This window comes from Nannocystis punicea, assembly GCF_026965555.1.
Taxonomy (GTDB): domain Bacteria; phylum Myxococcota_A; class Polyangia; order Nannocystales; family Nannocystaceae; genus Nannocystis; species Nannocystis punicea.
The window spans coordinates 7,662,900-7,679,188 of record NZ_CP114040.1; the positions used below are offsets into that span (position 1 = coordinate 7,662,900).

Annotated in this window: 11 protein-coding genes; 3 read left to right on the forward strand and 8 right to left on the reverse strand. The window is 72.9% G+C overall.

Annotation, left to right across the window (positions count from 1 at the left end; translation table 11 throughout):
• Positions 1 to 152: 152 nt before the first annotated feature.
• Positions 153 to 602 (forward strand): hypothetical protein, encoded by a 450-nt coding sequence (locus O0S08_RS29440; RefSeq protein WP_269032663.1) that lies wholly within the window; start codon positions 153 to 155, stop codon positions 600 to 602.
• A gap of 47 nt (positions 603 to 649) precedes the next feature.
• Here O0S08_RS29440 and O0S08_RS29445 read toward each other — a convergent pair whose 3' ends face one another.
• The 6 genes from O0S08_RS29445 to O0S08_RS29470 form a co-directional block, all read right to left on the reverse strand.
• Complete coding sequence (locus O0S08_RS29445) at positions 650 to 1,663, reverse strand: radical SAM protein (protein ID WP_269032664.1); 1,014 nt, start codon at positions 1,661 to 1,663, stop codon at positions 650 to 652.
• 127 nt (positions 1,664 to 1,790) lie between these two features.
• On the reverse strand, positions 1,791 to 2,660 hold the full coding sequence (locus tag O0S08_RS29450) for a UbiA family prenyltransferase (RefSeq protein ID WP_269032665.1): 870 nt from the start codon (positions 2,658 to 2,660) through the stop codon (positions 1,791 to 1,793).
• 270 nt (positions 2,661 to 2,930) lie between these two features.
• Positions 2,931 to 3,983: a hypothetical protein gene (locus O0S08_RS29455; RefSeq protein ID WP_269032666.1), complete on the reverse strand. Its 1,053-nt coding sequence runs from the start codon at positions 3,981 to 3,983 to the stop codon at positions 2,931 to 2,933.
• Between the two features lie 103 nt (positions 3,984 to 4,086).
• Complete coding sequence (locus tag O0S08_RS29460; protein WP_269032667.1) at positions 4,087 to 5,145, reverse strand: hypothetical protein; 1,059 nt, start codon at positions 5,143 to 5,145, stop codon at positions 4,087 to 4,089.
• On the reverse strand, positions 5,142 to 6,371 hold the full coding sequence (locus O0S08_RS29465; protein WP_269032668.1) for a hypothetical protein: 1,230 nt from the start codon (positions 6,369 to 6,371) through the stop codon (positions 5,142 to 5,144). Before O0S08_RS29465 ends, O0S08_RS29460 begins: the two co-directional genes overlap by 4 nt.
• 95 nt (positions 6,372 to 6,466) lie before the next feature.
• Positions 6,467 to 8,119 carry a vWA domain-containing protein gene (locus O0S08_RS29470; protein ID WP_269032669.1) on the reverse strand — a complete coding sequence of 551 codons (1,653 nt, stop codon included), beginning with the start codon at positions 8,117 to 8,119 and terminating at the stop codon, positions 6,467 to 6,469.
• A gap of 648 nt (positions 8,120 to 8,767) precedes the next feature.
• Between O0S08_RS29470 and O0S08_RS29475 the strand changes: the two genes are divergently transcribed.
• Both O0S08_RS29475 and O0S08_RS29480 read left to right on the forward strand, forming a co-directional pair.
• On the forward strand, positions 8,768 to 10,012 hold the full coding sequence (locus tag O0S08_RS29475) for a glycosyltransferase family 4 protein (RefSeq protein ID WP_269032670.1): 1,245 nt from the start codon (positions 8,768 to 8,770) through the stop codon (positions 10,010 to 10,012).
• Positions 10,009 to 10,548, forward strand: coding sequence for a low affinity iron permease family protein (locus tag O0S08_RS29480; RefSeq protein ID WP_269032671.1), 540 nt, complete (start codon positions 10,009 to 10,011; stop codon positions 10,546 to 10,548). Before O0S08_RS29475 ends, O0S08_RS29480 begins: the two co-directional genes overlap by 4 nt.
• 63 nt (positions 10,549 to 10,611) lie before the next feature.
• Here the strand turns inward: O0S08_RS29480 and icd are convergent, their stop codons facing one another.
• Entirely contained in the window at positions 10,612 to 11,841 is a 1,230-nt protein-coding gene (gene icd / locus O0S08_RS29485) for an NADP-dependent isocitrate dehydrogenase (protein WP_371879502.1), read from the reverse strand.
• 136 nt (positions 11,842 to 11,977) lie between these two features.
• The gene (locus O0S08_RS29490) at positions 11,978 to 16,141 is read right to left on the reverse strand and encodes a VIT domain-containing protein (protein ID WP_269032673.1); all 4,164 of its coding nucleotides are present in this window, start codon (positions 16,139 to 16,141) and stop codon (positions 11,978 to 11,980) included.
• Positions 16,142 to 16,289: the final 148 nt, after the last annotated feature.

The window sequence follows — 16,289 nt, forward strand, 5'->3', positions numbered from 1 at the left end:
GTCGGCGGTCGCCCCCTCTAAAAAATTGCGACATGTGACAGCCCGGTCGCGCCCTCGCTCCTCCGCGCGCCAAATTGTCGCTGGATGACCCGGCCCGCGCCCCTAAAACCGCGAATTCTCGCTGGCACGCCCGCTGCAGAACAACGCCGCAGGTGTCCCCGGTGTTCCAGCGCCTCGTCCGCCCCCTCCTCGATGGCCTCAGCCTGCTCGTCTTCTTGTTCGCGGTCACGTGCGCTGTGCGCCACATGCTCGGCCCCGCTTGCCGCGGTTACACCTGCCTCGACACCGCGCGCGACGAGCTGCAGCACTCGGCCGCGCTGCTCGAGCAGCAGGCTCATCTGGACCTCGACGGCCTCCAGGCCAGCCTGGCCCACGGCGACTCCGTGACCGACCTGCGAGTGCCGGGCCGCCGCGGCCGCCTCGAGCCGCTCGACCCCTGGCAGCGACCCCTCATCCTCCGCCCCCTCGACGGCGACTGGCTGCTGGAGCTGCGCTCGCGCGGCCAGGACGGCCGCCTCGACACCGACGACGATCTGTACTTCCGCATGACCCGCGCCGGCCAGGCCGTCTTCGACCCCGAGACCGCCCAGCACATGCCCTGAAGGACAGCCACGCCGATGCGGGCGCGCCATGCCCAGCTCGGCGCCCCTCAGCGCACGCGCCCGGGCGCCCCGTCGCCGCGACGCAGCGCCGCCGCGATCGCCCGCGGGTCGAGGCGGAAGATCAGGTCCGTCTCGACGTACGGGCTGATCGCGCAGCCGTCGCCGGCCTGCGGGTGCGGCATCTCGAAGAACGCGCGGGCGAACCCCACCTCGCGGCCGTTGAGGTACTGGCCTGTCCCCGAGGTCAGGTGGCACGGCACCACCCAGCCCTCCGGCATCACCGTGGCGAAGTAGCGCCCGGCGTTGCAGGCCGCGCAGTCGTGGAACCGCGGCGCCTGCCGCAACCTGCGCAAAAAGCCAGGTGACGCCCCGATCGGCAGGCCGCGCGCACGCAGGCGCTCGAGCCGCTCCGCCACCTCGGCCAGCACCGCCGGCGTCAGGGCCGGGTGCAGCCCGGCCTCGGCGTCGAAGCACTCCTCGTGGGCCGGCTGGAAGTACGCCCACACCCCGAGCGACCCCGCCAGCGCCGCGATCTCCTCGATCCTCTCGACGTTCCACGGGCCGACCACCGTGATCGTCGCCACCGACATCCCCAGCCCGCGCGCCTGCTCGATCGCCGCGATCACCCGCGCGTACGAGCCCGGCCGGCGGCGCACCAGGTCGTGCACCGGCTCCGGCCCGTCGAGCGACAGCACCACCATGTCGAGGATCCCCGACATGTCCCGAAGTACATTGCCGGTGCGCCAGCCGTTGGTGTTCATCGACGTGAAGCACCCGGCCCGCTTGGCGTGCCTGACGATCCGCGGCGCGTCGCGGCGGAGCAGCGCCTCGCCCCCGGAGAAGCTGGCCCGCGCCATCCCGGCGGCCCGCAGCTCGTCGATCGCCGCACAAAACTCGGCGTCGCTCATCTCCTCGGCCGCACGCTCGGGGATCTCGCAGTACTCGCAGCGAAAGTTGCACCGATGGGTGAGGATGAAGGTGACGCTGAAGGGCAGCGCCCGCCCGACCGCGCGCGCCACCCCGAGTCGCACCAGGTCCCGCGCCTTCGCCAGCGCCGTCACCCCGCCCCTCCCACATCGAGCCCCGAACCTCCCGGCCTCCGCGCGTCCCTCGACGCTCGCAGCGACCTCGTCACCACGACCTCCCCGCGCCGAGCCCCGAGCCTCCGACCTCCGCTCGCCAGCACCGTCACCCCGCCCCTCCCGCCAGCGCGTAGATCGCCGCGCCCGTCGCCAGCGCCACCGCCCGGTGGCGCCGCCGCGCCGCCGCCGGATCGACCTGACCGATCAGCCATGCCCCGAAGACCAGCCCCACCGCCCCGCACGGCCCCGCCCGCGGACCGAGCAGCCCCGCCGCAGCGATCGCCCCCGCCAGCGCCAGCCAGCGACCCGCTGCGGCCACTCCTGCGCGCCCGAGCCACTGCGCCGTCGTGAACGCCCCTGCCCGCCGATCCTCGGCGACGTCGGCGCGCTCGTGGACCAGCTGGTTCTGCAGCAGCAGCGCCGTGAACACCAGGGACATGCCCCAAAAGCCAGGTGTTCGCGGCGTCCCGATCAGCGCCAGCAGCGGCGCGAAGATGGCGACGTTGGCCAGCGTCCCGATCGCCGGCAAGCGCTTGAGCCGCGGCCCGACGCTGTACAGCGCCCCCGTCGCCAGGCTGACCCCCGCCGCCAGGGGCCCGCCGCTCTGCCCCGCCGCGACCATCGCCAGCAGGCCGCACACCAGCGCCGGCACGGCCGCCGCCGCCCCGACCTCGGCCCCCACCAGCGGGTTCTTGGCGGGCGCGTCGGTGCCGCGGTCGCCGTGCGCGTTGAGCCCGTAGGCGCAGGCCAGGCACAGCGCGCCCGCCAGGATGCCCCACAGGACATGCCCCAAAGAACATGTCCCCGAGAGCATGTCCCCGAGCGGCGCCCCGGCAAGCGGCAGCGGCACGAAGTGGGCCCACTGCCGCGCCCGCAAGGCCCGCAGGCCGAGCCCCAGCTGGCGCGCCAGGCCTGCCCGCCTGTGCGGCGCCGGGCGGCTGGCGCGGCCTTCCCACGGGCGCTCGGAGTACGTCACGCCCGCCGACGATACCCCGCGCCGTCCGCGGGGTCACGCACCGGAGCTTCGCCGCCGCCGTGAACCACGGCGCGGCAAGTCACGCCTCTCGAAGACCCGCCTACAGCGCGAGCCGCCTCGCGCCGCACAGGCGGCCGCGAGTCACGCCTCTCGAAGACCCCGCGGCACGCGACGCGGCCCGGCGATTCGTCCACCCCCACCCTCCATCCGCACCCGGCCGTGGGCGCCGACACGGCCGCGGTGGACTCGCCGCGCATGGCCCGGCAGCGCTCAGCGCCGCCGTCGACGCCTCCACAGTCCCAGACCGGCCAGCGCGGCCAGCCATGTCCACGCCTGCCCGTCCGCGCCGATCCGGCAACCGACCTCCTTCTTCGCCGGGGTCTCCTCCTCGCCGAACGGCGTCCCGTCTTCGTACTCCACCGGCGTCACGCACTCCCAGGACTCGAGCTCCTCGGCGGTCGGTTCGTCGGTCACCACGTGCGGTTCGCCGGCCACCTCGCGCGACAGGCACTGCGGCGGACCCGACACGGATGTCCCATCGACCAGGTTGGTCACCCCGAGCACCACGCAGTACTCCGCCTGCGCCGCCGCGAACTCGACCGTCCAGTCGACCTCGTGGCGCGCGGGGTACTGGAACCGCCCGTCCGGATCGGGCTCGCCCGCGGCGTCGAGGCGCTGGGCCCAGATCAACGCGCTGCCCGCCTGCGCCCGCGGCAGCGCCGACGGCACGACGTACAGCCCCGGCACCTTGGCGATCGTCGTGAATTCGCACCGGGTCCTGTCGCCGCAGCTGCTGGCCTCGGCCGTCTCGCAGCAGACGAAGTCGCCGTACCCCGTGGTGACCAGCATCGGGTCGACGACCTCGGCAGTCGGCGGTTCCAGCACCGCCACTGGCTCGGCCTCGACCGTCAGCGGGAACGTCATCTCGTCGCCGTCGACGTTCCCCACGGTCACCTGATAGAGGCCCGCCTGCAGCGGCATGGCCGGGCGCACCACGATCGCCACCGACCACGCCGGCTGGCCCGCGAGAAAAGTCGGGCTCAGGCGCAGCAGCTCGACCTCCGTCGCCAGCGCCGAGTCGTCCTGCGCCAGCGCGACCTTCACCAGCGCCGCCGCCTCCGCCAGCTCGACGTCGAACAGCAGACCGTACAGCACGAAGACCCCGCCCGTCGCGGTGTAGAGCATCTCCGGCGGGTCTCTCAGCTCCCAGACCTCGAGCCCCGGCACGGGGACCTGGCTCGTACACGCCGACGCGCGCCCGGGCACCGACGCGACTGCAGCGACCAAGAGACATGTCCCGAACAACCTGCTCTTAAATTTCATCGCAGCTCTCCTCCGACCGCGAACGGGGCGCGACCGACCTCGTAAAGCCATCCTCGCCAACATACCACGCCGGCCGCACGCCCCGTCCCCGGCCCCGCGGCCGTCAACGCCGGCGCCGACGCGCCCGCAGGCGCAGCCCGACCACCAGGCCCAGGAGGCCCCACGCGCCCCCGGCTCCGCCGAGCCTGCAGCCCTTCTCTTCCTCGACCTGCGCCGCCTCGCCGAACGGCGTGCCGTCCTCGTGGACCGGCGGCGTCAGACAACCCCACAGCTCGACCTCCTCCGGCGTCAGCTCCTCGGCGACCACATGCGGCTCGCCGACCTGCTCGCGCGACAGGCAGCGCGGCGCGCTCGACACGGATGTCCCATCGACCAGGTTGGTCGCGCCGAGGATCACGCAGTACTCCGCCTGGGCCGCTGCGAACGGCACCGACCACGTGAAGTCGTGGCGCCCGAGGTTGCGAAACAATCCGGACGGATCGGCCTGGCCGTCGGCGTCGAGGCGCTGGACCCACAACACGCTGTTGCCTCTCGCCGCGTCCGGCAGCGACGCCGGCCTGATCGACAGCGCCGGCAATTGCTCGATCTCCGTGGGCCTGCAGATCGACATCCCGCCGCAGCTGTCGGGCCCGCGCTCGCAACAGACGGAGTCGCGCAGCTCCCCCCTCACCTCCGTCGCCTCGAACACCGCCGCCGTCGGCGCCTGCAGCGGCGCGAGCGGCTCCGCGGTGACGTTCAGCGGGAACGTCCGCTCTTCGAGCCCGAAATCCACCCTGTCGACGGCCAGGGTCACCTGATACTCCCCCGCCACCAGCGGCTCGGCCGGCCGCGCCACCACCACCACGGTCCACAGCGGCAATCCGCGGAACATCTCCGTCGCCAGCGGCACCAGCTCGATCGTCGTCGAGCTCGTCGCCCCGTCGCGCTCCAGAGTCACGCTCGCCCGCGCGGCGGCTTCCGCCAGCTCCATGTCCCATACGCTCGCGGACAGCGCGACGACCCCGCCCGGCGCGGTGTCGAGTCGATCCGGCGGGTTCATCAGCTCCCACACCGCGAGCCCCTGCTCCGGCGAGCTCGTCGAGCACGCGTCGGCGCGGCCCGGCGTCAGCGCCAGCGCGGCGATCACGAGACCTGTCCCGAGGTACCTGTCCTGAAGTCTCATCGCGTCCTCCTCCGCCGGCGGGCCAGCAGCAGCCCCGCCAGCGCGAGCGGCCCCCCGTCGGTCACCGCACAGCCCGACTCGGTCTCCGCGACCTCGACCGCCGTCACCGCCGCCTGCAGCGACCAGTCCGCGCCGTCGCGCCGGAACGCCAGCGCCTCGCTGAAACCCTCGGGCTCGTCGGCCAGCTCCCCCACCCACAGCCACTGATCGGTCAACGCGGGCGACATGCCGAAGTAGTCCGGTGATTCGTGCGCGATCGTCCCGGCGACCTTCCACGTCCCCGCCTCGCGGTGAAGCAAGCGGACCCGCTGTGGATCGCTGTCGTCGTCTGGCTCCTGGGACAGCCAGATCGAGATCGCGGCCCAGTCGCCGAACAGCGCCGTCTCCTGCGAGAAGTTCACGTCGGAGAACGCCTCGATCGTCTGCGCCGCCGACCAGCCGCCGTCCTTCCGGCTGTAGATGCGCATCACGCCGCCGGGCCGCTCCAGCGCCAGCAGGGTCGCGCCGTCGAACGCGTAGTCGAACAGCGGGTCGTCCGGCCCTGCAGGAGGCAGCACGCCCTCGAGCGTCCACGTCGACCCGGCGCGCACCCACGTCTCGAAGCCCTCCCGCGTCGGCGCCACCAGCACCCCGCGCGCCATCTCGAACGACTGGCCCAACTGGCGCCGCGCCCCCGGCGTGCCCACCAGCACCTGGCGCGGGGCCATGCCATCGCCTGTCCTTTGGAACAGATGAATCTCGCCCGGCTCCGGCGCCCCCGCCCGCATCACGTAGGGCGTGCCGACGGCGACCCAGCCATCGTCGACCGCGACCGCGGCGAAGTCGTAGTCCTCCGCGTCGGCCGGCGGCCGCAGCACCGCCAGCTCGGCCCACCCGTCCGGCCCGCGGCCGAACACCCACGCCTGCTCGGCGCCGTAATCGTCGATCCGCGCGACCGCCAGGAGGTCGCCGCCGAGCGCCAGCGCCGAGCCGAACTCGGCCGCGAACTGCGGCTCGCTCGGCGTCACCCGCTGTTCGAAGCGCCATGTCCCTTCGCGCAGGTGGTAGATGTCGACCGCGCCGCCGTCGAACCACCGATAGTTGCTGAGCGGCGCGGCGATCGCCACCCGCTCGCCGTCGGCGGCGATGACCCGCCCGAAGTCGTCGCCGATCTCCCCGGCGCGCGCGACCGCGGGCACCATGACCAGCGCCAGGGCGGCGGAGCGCGACAGGCGACGCAAAACCATCCTCGCCAGGATAACACACCCGCCGCGCCCGTTCGCCCGCGGCGAGGCCGGCCTCGCCGCGAGGCCGGCGGACCTCGCCACGACCGCCCCTGCGCTCACTGGCACTCCTCGGCGGCGTCGCTCAGGCAGGTCGCGGTGTAGATCGCCCCGCGCACGCGCGGCCCGGCGCGGCGCAGCTTGAACTCGACGTTGGTCTCGTCGTTGTCGCACAGCACCACCTCCTCGCCGGTCTCGGGGTCGAGGGTCCTGGACATGTCGTCGCGCTTGCTCGGCGTCAGGCCCCGCGGGTCGGTGAGGACGATCGTGCACACCGAACTGCCCTCCGGGACCTCCCAGTCCAGCTCGCCGACCGGCACGCACGGCGGCAGCTCGAGGATTTCGTCGTCGACGCGCTGCTGGATCCTGCAGTCGGCGTCGAGCGCCTCGGTCTCGAGGTCGCGGTCGGCGACCATCGTCTTGCCGCACACCGGCCGGAACGCCTTCTCGATCTGGCGGGCGATGCCCTTGAGCGCCGGCGTGTAGTCGTCCTCGCAGATCGAGTAGAGGTTGCGCTCGTCGCCCGCGAACGCCTCCGCGACCGCGCGCTCGCGCACCGGCGGCACGGCCGTGCTGCCGCTGCCGTCGCTGTTGTTGACGCAGCCGGGCGCGATGCCGAAGTTCAGGTCCTGCTCCGAACCGGCCTCGGCCTCGGCGTAGACGATGTCCGTCTCGCCGCTCTCGTAGCCCGCGGGCACCCCGGCGATCAGCGACACCAGCACCTCGCGGCTCGGGTCGCTCACCTGCTTGTCGGCGCGGATCTTCGCCAGCAGGTCGACGTAGCGCGTGATCGGCCGCAGCACCGCGTCGGCGTCGGCCGCCCCGGGCTCGCCGTCGATGCTGTAGTTCGCCGGCTCGCAGCCGTCGTAGACCGGCCCCGGCCCGCTGCACAGCACGCCGGCGTTCCAGCAGGCCGCGCTGGTCGGCGCCAGCCCGTCCGGGTCCTCCCAGAAGGTCTTGTCGTCGATGAAGATGTCCCTGAAGCCAGGTTCGAACGAGCAGTCGGTCTCGTCGGTGACCAGCACCACCGACAGCAACGCGTTGTCGCGCAAGAACCCGTAGTTGCCCTCCGTCGGCGCCAGCGCCTTCTTGAGCGCCAGGTACATCGACTCGAGCGGCTGCTCGTGGCCGCAGCCGTTGATGCCCTGCGGCCCGAAGCAGGCGAACGCGTCGGCCACCTCCACCTCGCGCGGCAGGTTGGTCTCGCCGTCGATCTTCTCGATCCACGGCCGCTCTCGCAGCTCCGGGTCGAGGTCGGTGGCGGTCGGCGTGATCGCCAGGGCGTCGCCGCCGAGCCCGCACACGTCGGTGCACGCGAACGCGGCGTCGATGTCGTTGAACTGGAACGCGCCCTCGCCGAGCCGCTCGAGGCAGCTGCGCAGCACCAGATCGCCGCCCTCGGGCGTGGTCACGGCCGTCTCGCAGCGCGGGTTGCCGCTGTCGGTGGTGGTGACGCCGATGCGATAGTGGGCGCCCATCTCGTCGAGCCGGCGCGCGAACGCCTCGAAGTTGCGCGCCAGTCGAGCCTGCTCCTCGGCCATCGAGCCCGAGTTGTCGATCACGAACAGGATGTCGACGTCGCCGCCCTCGTCGAGCGGGATCCGGATCTCCTTGTTCTCGGTCTTGCAGAGCTCGACCCCGACCACCGGGTGCTCGAGACAGGCGGTGAGGGCCACGGAAACGAGAGGAAAGAGGACTGTGCGGGACTTCATGGCGATGGCTCCGTTGTCGTCGTCCCTGCTGCAAGCCGATGGCCGCATTGATCTCGTTGAGAAATCCCCGCGAGCGCGCCGCCCTCCGGCCAACCAGATTGGCCAACCGTATTGACATCGCAACTCTGTTGGCAATCGCGGTCCATGGCCCTCACATGGCACAGAGTCGCCCACATTCGACACTATGGCCGCCTGGCCGGCAAACACTCGGCTCGTCGCCCGGCGGCGCAACGAAGGTGGCACTCGCACCGTTCATCGAGAGGCGCGATCACGCTCACTCGGGCGCTGACCCACGGTGCCGTCGGTTGCGCCCGGCCGCGCCTCCCGAGCCCATCCCTCCGCCGCCGGATCTGTCCCCAAGGACAGCGCATCCACCCGGCCCGCGTGCCCTCGCTCGACCGGTCGCGAAAATCTCGCGTCCATGCGACGCGGCCCGCCCTCGAAGCACCAGGGCGCCGTTCACCGCGACGGTCTCCGACCGGTCGTCGCCCGCCCCGCCGAGCTCCGTTCGGCCGCGCCGGCTCGCCTCGTCGCTCGCCGCGCAGACGCTTCGCCCGGCTCGCCGACCGCGGCCGCGCCTCACCGGCGACCAGGCCGAGGAGCAGCGCCCGCGGCGAGGCGCCTCGATCTGTTAGCATCACCGCGATCGTGCGGCTCGCCTACCTCTCGCACTACTTCCCGCCCGAATCCAACGCCCCGGCCGCGCGCGTGCACGAGCTGTCGCGCGCGCTGGTGCGGGCCGGCCACGAGGTCCACGTCGTCACCGGCCAGCCCAACCACCCGCACGGCAAGATCTACCCCGGCTACCGCGCGACCGAGTACCGCCGCGAGCGCGTCGACGGCATCGACGTCCACCGCGTGCCGACGCTCCCGGCGGCCAGCCGCGGCGTGCTCGAACGTGGCCTCGGGTACATGTCCCTTCCGACATCTCAGATCGCCGTCGGCGCCGCCCGCTTGCCGCCCGTCGATCTCGTCCTGGCGACGTCGCCGCAGATCCTCACCGGCGTCGCCGGCCTCGCCCTGGCCCGCCTGCGCCGGGTCCCGTTCGTGCTCGAGGTGCGCGACCTGTGGCCCGACGGCATCGTCGCTGTCGGCGCCCTGAAGTCCGGGCACCCGCTCGTGCGCGCGCTCGAGGTCGTCGAGCGCACCCTCTACCGCGGCGCCGCCGGCGTCGTCTCGGTGACCGACAGCTTCGTCGACCACTTCGTCGCCCGCGGGGTCCCGCGCGAGCGCGTGGCCGTGGTCAAGAACGGCATCGACACCGCCCTGTTCGCCGCCGACGCCGCGCCCGCGCCGCTGCGGGCGCAGCTGGGGATCCCCGAGAGCGCCCTGCTGCTGCTCTACTGCGGCACGATCGGCCTCGCCCAGGACGTCGGCCTCCTGGCCCGCGCGGCCGCTCGCGCCGGCGACGGCGACGACCTCCACGTGGTCGTCGTCGGCCACGGCGTCGGCCTGAAGGCGCTGGTCGACGAGGTCGCCGCGCTCGGCGTCGGCCACCGGGTGCACATCCTGCCCTCGGTCCCGCGGCGCGACGTCCCCGGCCTCATCGCCGCCGCCGACGTCAGCGCGGTGATCCTGCGCGACGAACCGACCTTCGCCCGCTACCTGCCGTCGAAGATCTTCGAGGCCATGGCGATGCGCCAGCCGATCCTCCTCGGCGTCCGCGGCGAGGCCCAGCGCCTGGTCGAAGGGTCAGGTGCCGGCCTCGCCTTCACGCCCGGCGATCCGGTCGACGCGCTGGCCAAGCTGCGCGCGTTCGCGGCGCTCGGTCGCGACGGCCGCGCGCGCATGGGCGAGGCCGCCCGGGCCCACGTGCTCACCCATCACGACCGCGACCGCCAGGCCGGGGACCTCGCCCGCTTCCTCGAAGGCATCGCCGGAGGCAACGCATGAACCACCACCCGCACCGCCCGCGCAGCAGCCTCGGCCGCGCGCTCGAGCGGGCCTCCGGCACCATCACTCACTGGTCGGGCAGCTCGTGGGCGTTCGCCCTGGCGTCGCTGACGATCCTCGTCTGGGTGGTGACGGGCCCGCTGTTCGGCTTCTCCGACACCTGGCAGCTCGTCATCAACACCGGCACCACCATCGTCACCTTCCTGATGGTGTTCCTGATCCAGCGGGCCCAGAACAAGGAGTCGCTGGCGGTGCAGCTCAAGCTCAACGAGATCGTGGCCGCGCTCGAGGGCGCGTCCAACCGCCTCATCGACATCGAGAACCTGTCCGAGGCCGAGCTCGACGTCATCCACCGCCACTATCACAAGCTCGCCGAGATCGCGAAGCACGAGAGCGACATCCGCCGCTCGCACTCGATCGAGGAGGCGCGCCACCGCAGCCGCGCCGGCCACAAGTCGCACCCGCGCGCCAGCCACGGGCCGCTCGAGGCCGGCGCCGCCTGCGAGCCGCCGACGGCCCCGCCGCCGACCCAATGAGCTCGCCCCCGCCGCGCTCCGCCTCGGAGCGCCACGGGGGCGAAGATCGACGCTCAGAACCTCTCAGGCCGCCGACTTCGGCGCGTCCTGGATGTGCTTGATGATCTCGTCGCCGAACTCGCTGCACTTCTTCAGCGTCGCGCCCTCCATCATGCGATGGAAGTCGTAGGTCACGGTCTTGGCCGCGATCGCGCGCTCGACCCCGAGGATGATGAGGTCGGCCGCCTCGTTCCAGCCCATGTAGCGGAACATCATCTCGCCCGAGAGGATGACCGAGCCGGGGTTGACCTTGTCCTGGCCGGCGTACTTCGGCGCGGTCCCGTGGGTCGCCTCGAAGATCGCGTGGCCGCTGACGTAGTTGATGTTGCCGCCCGGCGCGATGCCGATGCCGCCGACCTGGGCCGCGAGCGCGTCGGAGATGTAGTCGCCGTTGAGGTTGAGCGTGGCGACCACCGAGTACTCGTCGGGGCGGGTCAGGATCTGCTGCAGGAACGCGTCGGCGATCGCGTCCTTGATCACCAGCTTGTGGTCGCCGCGCTGGATCACCTGCCAGGGCCCGCCGTCGAGGTCGACCGCGCCGTACTCCTTGCGGGCCAGGGCGTAGCCCCAGTCGCGGAAGCCACCCTCGGTGAACTTCATGATGTTGCCCTTGTGGACCAGCGTGACGCTCGGCAGCTTGTACTGCAGCGCGTGGTTGATGGCCGCGCGGACGAGGCGCTCGGTGCCCTCGATCGACACCGGCTTGACGCCGAAGCCGGCCGTGTCGGGGAAGCGGACCTTCTTGTAGAGGGCCGGGAACGCCTCCGAGAACAGCTTCTTGAACTTCGCCGCGTCCTCGGTGCCCTGCTGGAATTCGATGCCCGCGTAGATGTCCTCGGTGTTCTCGCGGAAGATGACCATGTCGGTCGCCTCGGGCCGCTTCACCGGCGAGGGCACGCCGGCGAAGTAACGGACCGGGCGCAGGCAGGTGTAGAGGTCGAGGATCTGGCGCAGCGCGACGTTGAGGCTGCGGATGCCGCCGCCGACCGGGGTGGTCAGCGGGCCCTTGATGCCGACGAGGTAGTCGCGGAACAGGTCGAGGGTCTCTTGCGGCAGCCAGTTGCCGGTCTGCTTGAACGCCTTCTCGCCGGCCAGCACCTCGCGCCAGGCGATGCTGCGCTTGCCGCCGTAGGCCCGCGCGACCGCGGCATCGAACACGCGCACCGAGGCGGCCCAGATGTCGGCACCCGTGCCGTCACCCTCGATGAACGGGATGATCGGTTGGTCGGGGACCTGCAGGCCCTTGTCGTTCATTTTGATCGCTTCAGCCATCGCCCTGTCGCTTTCCGTGAGGTGTCCTGGCCAAATAGGCCGTTGGCGCGGTTCGCCGCGGACCGGGGATATACCACGGCGGCCCGCCCGTCCTGTCCGCGCCCGCGTGCGACCGTGCTCACCCGCCGGCTGCCGCCACCGCGGCCGCTGCGGCGTCTCCGGCGGCGATCCGGCCGCTCTCGCGCTCGACCTTGAACGCCTTGCCGTCGAAGTGGACGGTGATTCTTTCGTAGCTCACCGGTCTGCCGAGGGTGTAGCCCTGATGTCGGACCTGCAGCGGCGGCCCCCCGCCGGCCGGCAGCTGGACCGCGAACAGCCCGGTGACCCCGGCGTCGGCGACATCTCCCGCGAGCGGCGCCGACGGATCGGCGGTGAGCGCGAGGCGCACGCCGAGGTCGTCCCACACGAGGAACGTCCAGCTCGACGCCCCTGCGAACAGCTGCAGGCGCCCGAGCTCGCGGGCCACGCTGGCCTCGGGGATCTTCGCGTCGGGCGCGGCCAGCAGGCGGGCCAGCAGCACCGCCGCGTGCAGGCGGGCGAACCGTCGCGGATCGTCGGCCCCCGGGCGCCCCTCGCCGGCCGCCACTTGTCGCAAGATCCGCAGCGCCTCGTCGGTCCGACCCGCGCCCGCCGCCGCCCGCGCGAGCCGGATCGACGCCGTCGGATCGTCGGGCCGGATCGCCACCAGATCTTCGTACTGCCGGTAAGCCCGCTCGAACCACCCGTGACGCAAGAAGATGTCGCCGAGCAGCGCGCGGCTCTGCGGGTTGTCGGCGTCGAACTCGACGATCTCCGAGAAGATCCGCTGGGCCTCGTCGACCTGCTCGTGGGCGACGAACACCTCGCCGATCTGCTGCGCCAGCACCGGCGTCATCAGCCCCTGCTCGCGCAGCGTGCGGCCGCGGGCCAGGGCCTCCTCGAGCTTGCCCTGCTCGCTCAGCAGCTGGATGAGCCGCCGCTCGCCCTGCGGGTCGCCCGGGCTGCGCTGCAGCGCCGCCTGCACCAGCTGCAGCTTGCGCGTCGGCGCGTCGGCCCCGACCACCAGCTGCAGCTGTCGATCGAGGTCGTTCCAGTCGACCCCCGCGCCGAACATCGCCCGCTCGACCGCGCCGATCAGCCCCTGGTCGACCAGCCGGCGCAGCAGCCCGCGCGCCAGGTAGTTGCGCGCGTCGGGCTCGCCGGCGAAGTGCCCGAGCAGCAGGCCGATGTCGGCCTCGGTCGCCGCCCGCTCGTGCAGCAGCTGCAGGAACACCCGCTGGTCCTTCCACCCGCCGATCTCGCAGCTGCCCGCGGCCGCCTCGTAGGCGTTGAGCGCAGAGAACATGTCCGAACGGTCAGCCAGTCGCTTCTGCCACAAGATCCGGCGGTGAGCCAGGCTGCGCGCCGCCGCGTCCGAGCACGGCAACTTGAGCCCGCGCGGCACCGGCGAGACCACCGGCGGCGGCACCTTCGCCGGCGGCCGCGGCGCCGCGTTGCGATCGAGGTCGTCGCGCTTCCCCCCGGCCTTGGTCGTGCTCGGCCTGTCCTTCGACAGACCCGAGCCGCGCGCGTCGACCATCGGCTCCCGCGGCCTCTCGAAGTCCTCGTCTCGCGGCGCCGCTTCCTCGGCGAACGCCAGCTTCTCGGCGTCGACCGACGACTCGGTGTTGGCGAGCCCGCCCATCCCTTCGCCGCCACCCGGGGCCACCGGCGCGGGCGAAGGCGGCGGCGGCGGCTCGGACTTCGCCATCGGGGCCTGCTGCGCGTCCGCGGGCGTGCTCGCCGACGCGGACACCGGCGTCGGCGCCGCCCCGTTGGCGACCCGCTCCTCCCTGCGCTCGATCGTCGGCGGCGGCGCGTGATCGCCGGCGCTGTTGCAGCCGAACGGCGCCGACGCGGCGGCCGCGATCATGCCGACGATCCGGCTGCTCTTCGGTTCCTGTTCCTTGAGCCAGGTCGCGTCGGCGATCAGCTGCAGCCCGCCGAGCTCGCGGCGGCGGCGCTGGATGCCCTGCTGGGCGTAGGCCGCCTCGCTGTCGAGCGCGAGGAACGAGGTGAACGGGGTCATGAGGCCGTACTCGAGCCCGAGCGCGAGGATCTTGCCGCGCACCGCCTCGAGCCCGCGGCTGTCGCCGAGCAGGCGCTCGACGTAGGCCGCGGCCCACAGCTTGGGCACCAGGCGGTCGAGCGAGCCGCCGACGTACTCGAGCGGATACTCCCTGGTAAACGCCTCGCCGCCGAGCCGACCGGAGATCGACACCTTGTCGGGCAGGTCGTGGTGCGTGCGCGCCAACAGCACCAATTCTTGCCCGCGGGACAGCTTGCCGCCGGCGCTGACGAACACGTCGTCGAGGCCCTCGCCGAGGCCGAGCTCGAGGTCGGTGATCGTCGGGGTCTTGAGCGCGCCCGACAGCTCGAGCGCGCGCACCACCGCCTGCTCGGGCCCCTCGACCCGCAGCGCCTCGCCGCCGCCGACCCGGGCCAGGCGGCCCAGCATCGCCGCGTCGATCTCCGAGCCGACGCCGACGGTGAACAGCCGCGCGCGCGAGCCGGTCATCGATCGCCGCAGCCGCTCGGCCAGCGCGTCGCCGCTGCGCTCGCCCGACGTCGCCAGGCCGTCGCCGACGTACACCAACGCCGGTTGCTCGAGCCCGTGCACGCGCGCCAGCGCCTGCTCGAAGATCGCCCCGAGGTCGGTCGCCCCGCCGGCCGCGTGCGCCGCGACGCGCTCGAGCGCCGCGCTGATCGCCTCGGGCGTCGCCTCCGCCAGCCCCTCTTCGGGATAGAGCACCTTCGCGGCGACGTCGGCGCTCATCACCGCGAACTTGTCGCCCGCCGACAGGCTGCGCAGCAGCGCCTCGGCCACCGCCAGCTTGGTCTGCTGCTCCGACGGATCGCCGGCCGCCGAGGTGTCGACCACCACCACCACGTCGCCGCGCGGCGCCGGCAGCTTCGCCAGGTCGAGGTCGGGCGCGTAGCGGACCATCACGTAGCTCGCCTGATCGCCGCCCGCGCCGAAGCGATTGGCGCGCAGCGGCACCCGCGACTTGTCGGGCTTGCGCGTCAGCTCGAGCTCGAAGTCCGCGCGCGGCGTGTAACCCGAGCGGCGCATCGTCACCTGCCGGCCATCGGTCGACACCCGCGCCTCGCCGAGCGTCGCCAGGTCGTAGTCCTTCTCGAGCCCGCGGCGCAGCTGCACCTCGAGCGAGAACTCCTCGATGCTGGCGGCCTCGCGCCCGCGCGGGGCCGCCAGCGGGTAGCTGTAGCGGCGCTTGCCCTCGCTCTCGGCCAGCAGCTGCTGGTAGCGCAGCACCACCCGCCGCTCGCCCGCCGGCGGCACCGGATAGATGCGCGCCCGCACCGTGCGCGCGTCGATCCACTCGAGCAGCGCCGGATCGTTGTCGCGCCGCACCGCCGCCTCGTAGGTCGCCGCGGCCTGCTTGCGCTCGACGATCTCGCCCTCGACCAGCTGACCGTTGGTCTCGAGGGCGAAGCTGACCAAAAGAGCATCCTCGGGGACCGTGAACCAGTACCAGCCCTCGACCACGGTGCCCGACGGGTTAAAGAACCGCTGGTCGACCAGGGTCTCGGCGATCTCGTCCTCGAGCGCCACCCGCACCGTCTGGCGCTGGATCGACAGCGGCAGCGCCGGCGTGCCCGGCGGCGCCGCGCGGTCGACCGCGTACAGCGCCCCCGAGCCCGCACCCGCGCGGATGCCCCCGCCCGCGCGGTCGCCCATCCCGCCGGTCCAGTCGTCCCAGAACGCCACCGGCTCGACCGTCGGCGCCCCGCCCTTCACCGTCGCCCGCTCGCCCGCCTCGACCTCGGCGCGACCGCCCGCCGCGCTGACGATCGCCAGCCCCTCGGCGACGTAGACCTGCGCCTGACCTGACTCGAAGGACAGGCTCGCCCCGCCCGCCGACAGCGACACCTCGGCGTCGCCGACGGTGTGCACGACCGCCTTCTGGCCCTCCTCGAGCGGCGGCGCCTCGACCCAGATCTGGCCCTCCTGCAGGGCGACGCCGCCGGCGATCTTCACCTTCGTGCCGTCGCGCAGGAACACCCGCGAGCCGTCGCTCAGGCGGATCAGCGCGCGCGCACCTGGCCCTGTGGACAGCTCGGCCGTCTCCGGCAGCGGCGTGCGCGACAGCAGCCGCTCGCCGCCCGACGCGGTCGTCAGCAGCACCTCGCCGGCGGCCAGCTCGAGGTTGGCGCCGAGCCGCTCCGACTGCACCGGCGGCGGCTTCTTCCACGGCTTGACGATCGCCACCGCGGTCGCCGAACTGGCCGCCAGGAGCAGCACACCGAGACCGAGCCAGCGCCTGTTACGAGAGGATGCGAAGAAGCCCGCCACGGCTGTGCAGGATGGCACAGCGCCGACGACGACGTCGACCGCCGGGCCGCCCACTAACAGCGTTCACTCGCCGTCGATTTTCGCGCCTCGCGGCCGC

Coding starts and splice junctions, on each gene's coding strand:
- icd (WP_371879502.1), bottom strand. CDS start 11,841: ATGAACGACAAGGGCCTGCAGGTCCCCGACCAACCGATCATCCCGTTC.
- O0S08_RS29480 (WP_269032671.1), top strand. CDS start 10,009: ATGAACCACCACCCGCACCGCCCGCGCAGCAGCCTCGGCCGCGCGCTC.
- O0S08_RS29455 (WP_269032666.1), bottom strand. CDS start 3,983: ATGAAATTTAAGAGCAGGTTGTTCGGGACATGTCTCTTGGTCGCTGCA.
- O0S08_RS29470 (WP_269032669.1), bottom strand. CDS start 8,119: ATGAAGTCCCGCACAGTCCTCTTTCCTCTCGTTTCCGTGGCCCTCACC.
- O0S08_RS29465 (WP_269032668.1), bottom strand. CDS start 6,371: ATGGTTTTGCGTCGCCTGTCGCGCTCCGCCGCCCTGGCGCTGGTCATG.
- O0S08_RS29460 (WP_269032667.1), bottom strand. CDS start 5,145: ATGAGACTTCAGGACAGGTACCTCGGGACAGGTCTCGTGATCGCCGCG.